General features: G+C 49.4%; 3 protein-coding genes and 1 riboswitch. Of the genes, 1 reads left to right on the plus strand and 2 read right to left on the minus strand.

From position 1 onward, the window contains the following. On the minus strand, positions 1 to 12,725 hold a 12,725-nt coding region (locus PHH49_07450; GenBank protein ID MDD5488770.1), incomplete at its 3' end, for a cysteine peptidase family C39 domain-containing protein. 33 nt (positions 12,726 to 12,758) lie between these two features. Continuing rightward, complete coding sequence (locus PHH49_07455) at positions 12,759 to 12,935, minus strand: hypothetical protein (GenBank protein MDD5488771.1); 177 nt, start codon at positions 12,933 to 12,935, stop codon at positions 12,759 to 12,761. An 85-nt stretch (positions 12,936 to 13,020) separates the two neighbouring features. Then, a riboswitch (cyclic di-GMP riboswitch) is annotated at positions 13,021 to 13,133 on the minus strand. Between the two features lie 176 nt (positions 13,134 to 13,309). On the opposite strand from PHH49_07455, the gene PHH49_07460 reads away from it, so the two are divergent. Next, a complete protein-coding gene (locus PHH49_07460; GenBank protein MDD5488772.1) occupies positions 13,310 to 13,903 on the plus strand; it encodes a transglutaminase-like domain-containing protein in 594 nt (197 codons plus the stop codon). Positions 13,904 to 13,933 lie beyond the last annotated feature (30 nt).

Genomic DNA, 13,933 nt, shown 5'->3' on the forward strand with positions numbered 1-13,933 from the left:
CCGTAATACGCCAGTTCACGCGTAATATCCGGCGCGATCTTTTCCAGGGCTTGCCCTACCGTTACTTCCGGGTCCAGTGAAGCGCCCGTGAGAACGCTCGTGGTCATCGAAAGTATATTCGTGAGCATCGGGTCAAGGTCGAAATGCTGGCCCAGAAGGGTCATTCCGCTGGCGGCGCCATACTGTAAAGCCGTTTTGAAAGCCATCTGGATGCCCGCGTTCTCACCCATGAACCCGGAAACTCCGCCGGTCACAACGCTGGCTATCAATCCCGAAAGCACCGGGTCCACCCCAAGAGCCTCGAGTCCCACGCTTACCCCATATCCAACGCCAATTTTAATAAGCGTCGTTCCTGCGCCGCTTATGAGCGTCGGGACCGAAAAACCGGTCGCCACGGTCCCCGCTGCGGCCGTCCCCGCCGCCGCTCCGGCTCCCGCACCGCCTCCTATGCCCATAGCCCCCAGGAAAGTTTTCCCGACGAATACAAGCATGTTCCCTATATTGGCCACCGCCTGCACCAAGCCGGCCATCACGTTGCCGACCACGGTGGCCAGCGTAGACAATATACCGGTTATAGCGCCCATCACGACCGTGACCACCGCCGTGACCGCCTCTATGATCCCCGTAATTATCGGGATAATAAGCCAGAAGAACGCGCCCTTGATATTCTGCGCTTCCACGTCCGTAAGGACCTTTTCCGGAGCGATCGGCGTGTTCGCTATTACATCCCCCTGCCAATTGCTTTCAAAATCCGATCTGCTTATCGTTACCTCACCGCCGTCAGTCCCAAGGTTGCTGTCCCAGTAAGTCACCTCACTCGCGGTAACATCCAGGACCGTTACGTAATGGCTTTTGTTTATAAGCGTTATGAACGGCCCCTCAATGGCGAGAATATCCTGGTAGGTGAGCCTGCATGTCGTACCACTCACCCCGAATAACGTCGCCACCTTGTTCATCGTATACATGGAGATCTCTATTTTTTCATCGGTAGCGGGTCCGGTTATTCCCATCAAAAGATCTATAAGCAGGCTCTTGACCGCGACAGTTTCCAGGTCCTCATTAACGCCATTTTCCTCAAGATACCGTGCCAGCGTACCGAACGCGCTTCTGCCGAAATGCACGTCCTGCCCCTCCAGCCACTCCTGTACCGCCCGGATGAACGCATCCGTGATGTTAATGACATCCGATCCGGTCAGCCCAAGCCCGGCAAGCATGCCCGCTCGTTGTCCCGGGTCGTTCAGATATTCCGTTATAAATGTGATAACTCCCGAGGTAACATTAGCTTTAAAAGCTGCCGCTACTACGGCTTCAGAAGAATTGACCAGATCTTCTTTCAGCGCTTCGGCGCTGAATACCCGCGCGTATTTCTCTTTCGGCCTTAATCCCGGCAGGATATCCTGCAATATATACCTGTTCAGCCACGCTATATCCACCTTGTCCTTTTCCATCAGGCCTGATACAGGACAGGCCAAACAGGAAAGTCCATCGGCGTAAGCGATAGTATCCGACGACAATTTCGACCTGAACGCGCTTTCCGACCCGTAATATGCCACCATTTGGCCGTATAGGTCATACGCCAGCATCACAGCGTCGAGCCCGTGCGCTATGGTCTCCGCGTCTTCACTGGACAGTTCAGCTCCCGGAACATAGCTGTCAACTATATCCGCGCTGTCGGATGGCAGGTTCACATATACAGGAGAATCTTTATCCAGGGTAAGCGCCGCTATTAACGCGTCGGCGTCGTTCATCTCTTCCGCGTAAACGCCGACGAAATTCACGTTATCCCAAGGGGAGGATGCCCTTGTTCCTTCCGCTATCCCAGCGACCAGATCGTGGACCACATACCGATTCAGCCAGTTCACGTCTTTCGACTCAAGATACCCCAGCCTTCCACCCAGCCTGTCCAGGCAGGTCAGGCCGGAAATATACGTTATCGTATCCGCGGAAAGCCCCGATTCCAGAGCCGATTTTGTCCCATAGTATCCAAGCAGGGCATCATAAAGCCCGCTGTCCAGGATGACAGCGTTAATAGCGCTGACAACGGTCAGAAGTTCCTCATCCGTTACGCTCCCGCCGGCAGCATGCGCGTCCACTATCGTTCTTGCTTCTTCCGAAAGCCCTGTGTATAAAGGACTTGCCGTATCAGACGCCAGAGAACATATCATAGCGTTCGCGTCCGTTATATCGTTCATATCCAGCGTAAACGAGTCGTAATATCCTTTGCTATCATATCGCATCGATGACAACGCCTCTATCTCGTCCTGGGTAGCCTCACGCCCGATAACGGTTCGGTAATAGTAATACACAAGCGGTATGGTCTCTTCCTTAACTATACTATTGAGCATCTTCCGTTCCTGAAAAGCGTATTCTCCAAGTACCAGCTCCTTTTCCGCTTCTATCTCTTCTTTTTTAGCCTGGATATCGCCATCCAGCAAGGCCAGTTGTTCGGAAACCTGCCGGTCGAAGTCGGCCGCGTAACTCCTTATCTGGTTAATCGCGTCCTGGACCCCGGGAACCTCTATTTCCTCGTAATAAACCTCACCATACCATGTCTTATGTTTTATCCTCTGGTATTTCATGTCGTAAAGCCGGCTGATCTCCGACGAGAACACCGCCCTCTGGGCGTTGACCTCCCGCATAAAATCCTCGGTTAACAGGCTTTTCTGTTCCGCCAGAAGAAGCAGTGTATCCGCGGTACGCCTTTCGATCTCGCATGAGATATCGGACATGGATTTTTTGAGCTTCTCCCGCGCGGAAACAAGTGTAGCGTCTACAAGATCGCCGGACTCATCGTAGTCATAATCGATAAAAATGTCGCCGTTATCGAATGTTATGAGGTCAATTTTCCCATCATCGTCGAACCAGCTTGTCGTACCGTCGGGTTTTGAAATGGAAGTCACTTTGTCGTTATCGTCATAGACGAAATACGCGGCGAAATCTCCCGGAAGCTGTAGGTCCGGTATCTCCTCGATAAGGCCGTTCACTTCGGCCATGATCGAATAATCCCCGTAAAGAGCTATATCGTTACCTTTTATGTATTCCACCAGGTCCCGCTGGTCCACCCATACGGGATCCGGCGGGAGTTCCCCGGTATCGCCGAGATTGGTCAGCCCCTGGTCAAGCTCATTTAGAGAGAACCGTATCTCTATCTTCCCCTCATAGGTATATAGAGAACTGCTCGACCTTATTTTCAGTCCGAACATCGATATTTTCGTCGGATTGAACCCGGCTTCGGCATAGCCCGAGTTGAAATCGACAGGAGAAGGCGTAAGTTGTACCCTCATCCATTCTCCGTCCGGTTCCAGCGTTACGACTTGCGAATACTCGGTCTTCCAGACACTGTCTTTAGCGAAAGCCTCCACTATGAGGGGAACGGATGTATTTGCCTGGAAGTCCTCGCTCGTACGCACGTAAAATTCCAATTGCGTACTCGTCATGTCAACGGTACGGCCGTCATACCAGTTCTTGTCCGGGACATAACACGAATATCTGGGGTCAAGATACAGTTCCCCCATGCTGTACCCATTCACCATATTGAGATCCGCTTCCAGCATATCCCCATCGGCGTTCCAGGATATGGACGCTATACCCCCTCCCTGTCTTTTCCAGACCGTGTTCGCGTGGGAGACCGAATCGAGGTATGCCGTCGGGACGATACCACTGCCGTCGTTGAACACATAGCTGTAATAGGTCTCAGGAAGATACTGCACGCCCGGAACCCGCAGGTAATTATCGTCATCGTCAACAAGATATTCTTTTATGCCCCTCAGGTCCATCCATAAGGGCATGTCAACTATATCTTCCATAACACCGTCGCCATTAATAGGAAGGAACTTCACGCGGACCTGGCCGTGAAAATCCGTATTTGAGCCTGATTGGGTGGAAATGTTGATCCCCACCCTCACTATCCGGCTCGGATCGAAACCCGGGAAGGTATATCCCATAGGGATATCGCCGAATGTCGGGGTAAGGTCCATCTGGTAGAGCTTCTCACCTTCCTTGAGGTTCACCCAGGTACCGTATTGTATGTTACCCGACGCGTCCTCCACGAACAAACGCGCGCCATTCGGACATTCCACGGAACCTATCATTTCCTCGGGCACTTCTATGAGCATACTGAGCGGACGTGATGTCATGTTCAATGGGTCATCCCACCCTAAGCCGGGCACATCTTTCCTGAGGTCAAAATATATTTCCCCCTTGCTGTTCGTAGCGCTGTCCGTTTCCAGGTCCATGGTAAGCACGAATTCATCGGTAGCGGTATCCCTGTAAACGGACTTTATCGCCTTAAGAGCTTCATTTTCGTCCTCGATGTGCCAGCTTATCTGGTTAAGCAGATTCTGCTGGTAAAGTCCCGAAGGCCCGCTACCCAGCGAATCCACAAAATTCTCCAGTATCCCCTCCTCATCAAGAGGCTCTCCTCCGGTCAAAAGATCCAGGTTCCGCCCTACACCCAGGCCATAATACAGATCATCCAGCGGGCTTCCCTCACAATTCACGTTCTCAAAAAGATCAGGCAGTATGTTTTCCTTTACCATGACCTTACCAAGGTATTTAAGCCCTTCCGGCGCGTAACCTTGCGGCGTTATCCTGATCCCCAGCATAACTATCTTTGTCGGGTCAAAACCGGGGTCCGTATAACCAAGGTTGATGTTTTCCTCGGTAGGCCGGAGGGATATCGTTATCCATGAGCTTGTTGAATCCACAACGACCTCGGTACCGTACTGCGTATTCCAACTGGAGTCTTTCGCGAAAACCTGGATCTCCGGAGGATACAGAGGATCATATTCAAAACTATCGTCCAGCTTGACCAGAAAACTTATCTCCTTCCCGGTCATGTCGATCGGCGCCTGCCACGCAAGCCCGGGGATATCGTACCTGAGGTCGAGGAACATCTCGCCTTCGGAATAATTCGCGTCACCGGCCTCAAGATCTACGCTCAGTTCCCACTGATCGTCGGCATAATCCCTTTCCACAAAACGTATGCCCAGCGAATCCTCATAGGTCTGGTGCCTCCAGTTCGACGCCGCGATATCTATTTCCTCGATCGGTACATCTGGCGCGTCTCCCGGATCACGCACATAAACGATATCGCTAAGTTTGTCCAGGTCATATATAGGCACTATCCCCTGCGAATTCCCAAGAGCGACCAGCTTATCCTCATAGAAAACCAGCCTCGTGGAATCTTCCATCTCAAAAATGACAAGATCATCCTGGATGGAAACATTGCGGTGTTTACCGTCGGCCGTATGCAGGGAGAATTTCGACAGCTTACGGGTAACCGGGTCGAATTCGACATTGTCGATAGTTGATCCATCGGGTTTGGTTATTTTTACGATACTGCCCTTGAAATATTCTATTTGCGTCCCGTCATCCAATTTCTTATATGTATAATTTATGGTCGTAACCGCCCCGCCGTCCTCGTCAACATCATAGGCATACATATACGTCTCACCGTACGGGGTCTCTATCTTCTCGGTCCTATGGTCCCCATTGTAATAACGTTTGTTGCCCACCTCATCGGTTATTACCGTATTCCCACCCGTATATTGATATGAATATACGGATCCGGCGCGGCCTCCATACAATATTTCTATTTTTTTCGTCCGGTCGTCAGCATAATACTCATATCTAACCTCCATCCCCGCATCGGTAACTATCCCCGCTAACAGGTCTTCTTTATATATGTATTCTGTACCACTGGCTTGAGACCTGAAAGTAATGGTTGTCTTCCCATCCGAAGGGTCGGTCGCGTAAAATACATCGAACGTTTCACCCGTATCGTTTTTCGTCAACCTAGCTATCTTCCCGGTATCATCCAGCTCATAGGAGACGTTCTGCGAGTCGATGAAATCAGCCAAACTCCCACCCGCGAAGAAATACTCCGAACCGTCCGCGGAAAAAAGCCTGGCACCTTCCAGGTCGCCGTCGGTATTGAACGTCATATCCTGTAATATCGCCCCTTCCCGTTCTAGGCTTTGGACATCACCCCCATCGAAATTCACCACAGAGCCGTCATCGAATTCTATCTTAAGAAGTATACCGTTCGCGTCAAACCATCTAACCGCGCCCGGTTCGGTCATTTTCAGCCCCGTTATGTTCCGCTCATCGTCCCTCTGGTAATCATAGTCCACCTCCACCCCTTCGGCAGAAACGGTCTTTTCGATCAAACCATCGGCGAACCGCATCCTGCTGAACTCGCTGGTCAAGATCTCCTTTATCGTGTTATCCGCGCTATAATCGAACTTAATGTTCGGGGTATCCGCACCCATCACTTCCACCACCTGAGCGATAAGATCAAATACCGCGTTCCCGGATGTCACGGTCTCCACCCCCGGTCCGGTGTCTATCTTTAACTCGCCTATTGTAAGTCCGTTCAACATGGTGATATCCACAACGTCCACATGGTCGCTTCCTATATACAGTCCGGACAGGACCGAATCGTCAAACTCCAGCTTTATGCCATTAACAATGGCGCTTTGCAGCGACACAACGACACCATCATCATCGGCAGTTACAACAAAGTTATATACATTACCGTTCAAGGTGGTCACCTTTTTCAGGTAATTCGATTCGAACTCGAACAGAGACCCGTCACTTCCGTTCTGGCTCAGGACATCGTTCCCGCAATAAAAATTCATGTATCCACCGTCTACTGATAATGCCGCTATAGACCCGTCAGCGTACCCCACCGATATGCCGCCATCATACTCGACATTCACCATATCCTCACCGGAAGTGTTATCCGTTCTTGAAATAAGGTCAGTGCCATCATAATACCCATCGCGTGTTGCTTTGACCATCCCGCCATTGATCGCCGTCGTATATTCCACCACCCCATTCGCGACCACATATCCACGCGTTTCTATATAACTGCCTTTCTTGAGGCTGATCATACGCCCGGATGGGCCATAGACCACCTCTGTATCATTTATCGTACACCCGCGTTGCAGAAGGGCTCCGTCCGCATCATAGCTTTCCCAGGTAAGATCCGCCCTCCTTGTCTCTTTTAAACTGCCGTCGGGATAATAAAGATTTCTTTGAAGAAATTCGCCCTGCGGGTCATAAGTTTCAAGCATCATTATCGATCCGTCGGCCAGATAATAAGCTATACTTTTTATGTCGCAGGTTCCTTCATAGTATGAATATTCCTTATACGCACCCGTCGAATATGTTTCAGACACAAGACGGCCGTTGCCATCCGGCAACATTGCAACATCCTCGAATTCCCTGACCAGACCGTTAGAATATTGCTCAAACTGTTTCCTGCCTGATCCATAATAACTGTAGTCTGTCGTCGCTCCATGGGACCAGCTGGCGAGCGCATCTCGATCCTCACCGCTCATCACAAAGCCGGCGCCATCCTGCCATATAAGTCCTCCGACGTAATTATTCTCATATAGAACATCGTACTTATGCGTTATGGACCCCGGCCCCAGCTCGCCGGCAAGTATAGGTTTGCCCTGTGATATCAGACGGGCATCGTGGTCAAGTGACAGTTCCGCGGGAAAATCATCATAATAATGGTATTGCAGGACATCCAGGTCAGCGTCAAGCCACAGGTCCACCAGCGATCCCCTGTTCTTTGCTCCCACAGTCACCTGCGCGTCAACGTCTTTCGCATGTATCAGCGCCGCCATATCGTTCACGAAAGCCTTGATCTCATCCATTCCGGCCGACGTACAATATTCTGGTTCGTTAATGATATCCCACGCGTAAACGGACGGATCACCGGCAAATTCCTCAAAAAATCCGTCGAATAGATCGAACAACGCCTGCCTGGTGGCACCCTCGCCTATCACATCGGGGTGTTCTCCCACGTCATAAACACCCTCTTGTGTTACCCCGTCCGCTATGCTGTAATCGAACAGTACCGGTATAAGTTCTATATTGAAAGCCTTTGCCGCCTGGAACAACGCACGAGTGTCATCATAGACCTTATCGGTAAATGAAACCGGCTTGCCGGAGGCGTCGAAATCCACACCGGAACGAAGGTCCGTGAACATGAACACCCTGACCGTACAGTTGCGATACTTATTCAGTTCCTCATACAAAACCCCGAGATCGGAGCTGAACCCAAGCGGTTCGCCTCCCTGCGTATATCCACCGATATCATATCCATACCTGAGCCAGGGGAGGTTAACTCCTTTAATAAAAAGCTGCCCCGGAGCGTTCTTTTCGGCAAGCCGCCTATCCGCCTCATCCCCTCCGATAACCTCATATGCTTCGGATACCCCATCGGCATATGTCGTGCGAATGAAAGAAAGCGTATCCCCATCATATATATATTCTTCCAAGGTCCCCGCGGAAGCGTCAAAAAAAGTATTTTTCCTGAAACTTCCGGCATATTTTTCATAGGTCGTTATCGAATCGTCGACATGGGTTTTCATGGCGAAATTATCGGTCTCTATATCAAAATCACTGACTATGTTGCCATAGACGTCATATTCATATGTATTTAACAGGCCTCCCGTTGCATCGTACTCATATACGAATTTTGCCTGATCCGTTCCGGCATAATGGTCTTCGTATACCAGATAACTACCATCCGGCATGGTCTTTTTAACAAGACGGCCTATATGTCTACCGTTCCAATCTTCGTCCGAATACTCAAGCGTTATCCCGTCATCAAGTCGTTCGACATGCACCCTGCCACTTTCGTAAAATGTCCTGGCCCCGCAATATTCAACCGCTTCCGATAACACGGCATGTATCGGATCAAGCAGCGCCATCGGGTCCATGTCCGGGGCCATCAACCTTATACTGCATTTGCTGAACGGGTCTTCGTTAAAACCTTCCTGCCAGTCAGTCCGAGTGCCGTCTGGGCTTATGCTGGCGGTCAGCAAACCTGTCTTGTTGTCATACATAAGGATGTCAAAATATTGGTTACGGAACGCGTAGTCCGTGTATAGTTCCCCGGACGGATCGAACATGTCTCCCGGCAACGGCACGATACGGCCCGCATCAGGACAAAAACCGGTCAGGATATCAATATCCCCGTTTGGGAATATCCGCGGCACTAAAGAATCTAGATAATATTCTTCCACCTTACGCACCTCGGGCTCCAGATATAAGAACATATCGGCCATGCCGGACGGCACATCGTCCTTGATCATGAGGCCATTCCGCGTATTGTATTCAATGTTTTCGAGCCGGTCATACGCTTCGACCTTACATTCCCCGCCGGAAACATTTGAATAGGCACTCTGTATCCATCCGCAATCATCCTCGAAGTATACGGCCTCCCCCTTGCTCCCACCCTTTTCATATATGAAAACTTCCAGCCGGTTGTCTTCATCCACCACTGCCTCTACCACATACGTGCTCCCCGGGATGAATGTGACAGGCACCTCCATCTTTTCATTCTCATACTTACCGGTAGAACAAACATAATGATATGTATTGAATAAAGGCGTTCCGTTGTAATACGACAAATGTATCGATCCGTACATATCCGAAGTTTGTCCGCTAAGTCCCCAGGATACCGAATTTGTAGATGCCGCGGGGTCAAGCGTAAACTCGGTCATTAGTACCGGAGAACCTGATATCTGATACGAATAATCCGAATCGTAGCTGGAGGAAACATCGTATTCTCCCGACGATCCGGTATCCAGCTCGATATCGGCATTGGTCCCCCTTATATGGAACTTGGGATCCCAGTCGGCGTCATTTATCTTATACAGGGCTTTTTCCGGCTTCCCGGCACTTGCCTCGTATATAAAGATATATACACCATCCGAACGCCATTCATATTCAAGCGTGTATTCCGTGTCTTTCAGAACGTCAATGTCAAGTTCCCGGCTATCATACTCATTTTGTCCCGTCACGTAATTATATTTCGAATAATATATCCGTGCTTTATTGCCATAGACGGTCAGAGAGACATTTATACTTTTTTCGTCATATTTATAATAACTTACCCCCAAGAACAGTTCGGAATAGATCTTATCTGGCGCCAGAGTAAAATCACTCTTAAAGACCGGGTCTGTTGAACGCGAAATATATGCCGTACCATAATATGATTCATATTTATTGAACTGGTCATAGGCTGTCCTCTTTTTTACGACCAGACGGCCAGCGGGCGAGGTATCGTACTCAAACCAAAATTCATCCCCGTTCGGCAAAACTACCGTTTTAACCTGCCCCTCGTAATCCCCCGCGGTATAATACTCAAATTCCGTCCCATCCGGATATTCCGGGATTATCGAGATCAAATTACCATCGGGATCGTATCCATACACCGTTACCTCCCCGCAGGGCTTTTCCTCGCGCAGCAACAATCCACGGTTATCATACGTTTTTTGGACCCCTGAGGCGTCAGTGACCACTTTTTCCTTTATTTGGCCGTAGTTATCATATATATATTCGAGAGTACTACCATCAGACAATATTTCCCTCTTTGTGAGTTTTCCCGAGCTATTGTAACTATAGAATGTCACATTATCCTTTATTTCGGACGACATGCGTCCGCCTGTAATGGATGATGACACATGTACCTTGCCGTCGAAATCCTTTAAGACATATACAGCGTCACCGCGAGGCTGGTTTTTTTCATGAAGATAAATATAAATATCATTTCCCTCGGCCACGTTCTCTAACATATATGTAACGTCACTATCTAAAACCACACCAAGGTCAACGCTCTGGCTATCATACGCATATGTAGTATGATCATAAGTATATAGATATAAACACGCATCTCCGCCATAAACATCCAGACTGGCGCACTTATATGCTCCCTCCTGCTCAACACTAACGCTGGAGCAAAAAGACCTGTTCGAGTAATTACCATCGAAATAAAACTCGATGGCCTGATCGGATATACCGCTCAAAGGGTCCAGATAGTCCGAGCTGATGCTCTCGGAGTGAGTAAATTCGCCCGGAGATGCCGGATCCAGGCCAATGGAAGCGTTCGAACCGGAAATATAAAAACGAGGGTCCCATTCTTTGTTCGCTATCGTATATATAGGATCTGACGGCCGGCCACTGCCGCTCTGGTAGACGAACACCCCGACCCCTTCGTCCATCCAAACAAGTTCGGCTGTATATTCCACACCTTTAACTATATCCACATCCAAGCATTCGTTAACATATTCACTTTTGTGCGTTTTATAGTTATACGCACTGTAGTACACGTTAGTACTGCCGTTGTACATATTCAACGAAAAGCTTATGGACATGTTCCCTGAACTAAAATACGATGCCCCCAGATACAGATTGGAATAGCTTTTAGTGTCGTCAACCGTAAATGTTGCCTTGAATTCCGGGGAAGTAGCTCTCGGCACATAATCAGTAGAATAATATGACGCGTACGTTTCGTACCCGTCGTACAACTCCCGGGACACAACGTCCATGCCGCCATCCGGTCCGGACCCGTATTCGAAAAAGACTACATTGTCCTCCTGTATGACTTTTTCGACACAACCCCTGGCGTCGCCTTCGGCATAAAAAACGTATACGGCACCGGAAGCCTCCTCCCTGCGAACAATATCATTTTCCTCGTTATATTCGTTAACATCCCCGTTAACCCCACGGAATATGGTGTTTACAACGCTTCCCGACCCATCGTATATGTATTCGAAAGTTCCCGTCCCGTCCGAGAAACTCAACAAGGACCATTCGGATGAGTATGTATAGTTCCTTCCATCCTCGCTGATAATAATATTGCCCGAACTCGCATCCTTACTATATTTCAATGCCCGGGCGGCATCCCCGTCCGTTATATCCACTATAACTTCGTTCTCCGAAACGTATGTATACACGGCAGTGGCTCCGGAAAGATCCCTGAATTCACGTATTCTTCCCCCCGAGACCTCATATGAGGTCCCATCAGTGCAAGTAACCTCGGCATTCACTATTTTCCCATCCGCGTCCAAAAGTATCTTTCGCAACACGGTCCCATCCGCAAGCTCGATCTCCGTTATGTGGCCATCGTCGATCAAATAATTATTCCCGTCCTTTTCGATACGCTCAAGCCGGACCGTATCATACGTTACGCCCGGGCCAATTACCGTGGAATAAAAATATTCCGTACCGTCATTCTCAGTCAATCGCGCGATCTTTCCGTTCTCATAATAAATATCTTTGCCATTATAATACTCGACACGCGAAAGGTCACCGGAAGGCGTATAAACCGATATTTTTTCATTATCCATAAGCGTCAGGGACCCATCATCCCCTTTACTTGCGGAACATCCCCTGCCATCACTGAACTCGATGTAACACAGAGTCCCGTCCCCATCATATTCATACCTGTTACCGGATATATCCACAAGACTTGTAATATCACCTTCGTGTATATACAGGATCCTTCCGTCCTTTAAATGGACCGTAGCTTCGGCTAACCCACCGTTTTCATCCATCACAATGTCCGATATGGTATCGCCGTCTTTTGTCTCGATATCCGTAACACGCTCATCGCTAAGAGTTACCCTATGCCCTTCCGGCGTAAAAATAGTAATATCCCCCGCTTCTTCCGGCAATGCGGCCCGCATAATTTCCGCCACGAATCCTTCAATGATATTCTTGTTGTCTACGACCGACTGTTGGAGGTCTAGTCTATCTAGGAACTCATCCTCCGCCATGCCACTATCGGTCGACGCTACTTCGACACTCACCGGTATCGGGATATCCCCGGCCCAGGCGAGCTGGTTCCATAGGAATAATGGGATAAGAATGGAGGAAACGGTCCTCATGAATGGATCTCTACGGATAAGCCCCTTCATAACGCACCTCTTTCCGTATTTGCCGGTATCTGGTTAAAGCGTATATACCTTGGACGGATCTTTCGCGTCCAGTTTCTCTTCTATGCCGAACAGCGTATCCAGGTACTTGTTCAACACGGAATATCCGCTTCTATGTCCGATAAGCTCGGCTTTTATTATTTCTTCCTCTATCAACGCCTGGAGTACCGCTTTTTCCTTGGGACTGAACATATCCCCCTCCTACCCCCGCGGGCAAAAAAAAAGGGCTGCCGAATAGACCATGACCCGTCCGTATGAACGAGGTCATGTTTGAATATCCGGCAGCCCGGCTATGCGCCGCCACCCGCCCAAACTTCGGATGGCAGCGTTTGGGATATAGCATCCGCGGCTTTGTGCCCCCATCTCACGATGGGTTTACTTTTGTCACATCTTTTAAAGAACTACAAATACATGTTACCACTATGTTCCATTTTTGTCAATATAATTTTCATATTTTAGCAAACTTTTATTTTGCTAACAGTTTTTATTACTGTTGTCCACCCCGGGAGAACAGGCTTAAAATATTATCGAGGATAGCTTGTTAACGTGTTCCCGTAGGGGGAAAAATGTTGTCTAGGACCATACGCGTGGCGGCAATGTTCGCCGCGCTTTTAACCTGTCAGGCCATGGCAATGGAAGCCGGAAGCATACCTTGCGGCGGCCTAGTCATATCACAGGAGACATACGCCTCAGATGGCGTCCTCGTAGCGCGGCCTTCTGCCCTGGACGAGACCATCCTGAATTTTATACGGGATAACTGCATCTATTCCCTGCGGGACTATACCACCTGGCTCAAGAACAATACCCTGTACATAAAAGACAGCGGCCTCGACCAGCTTACGCCTCCGGCGGAAATGCTAAAGCTGAAACGTGGCGACTGCGAGGATTACGCGTTTCTCAACGCGGCGGTCCTTAAAGTACTGGGATACGAACCGCGTACGCTCTCCGTAGGCCCCCACAGACCCAACCACGCCATCTGCGCCTTCCGAAAGGACGGGCGATATTACTGGCTGGATAACGCCATTCTGAAGGAAACCCCCGCAAAAGATCTCCGGGATTTTGCCAAATTTCTCCGCACAGGATATAATTATTCTTATGTAGGAGGGATCAAAATGGACCTGGCATCACGTAAGGTCCTGTTTTCCGGGATCATCGCCTGAATCTCTACTGGTCCGTATCAAACAAAAAGG

The sequence above is a fragment of the Candidatus Omnitrophota bacterium genome (assembly GCA_028715965.1).
Lineage (GTDB): Bacteria > Omnitrophota > Gorgyraeia > Tantalellales > Tantalellaceae > JAQUQS01.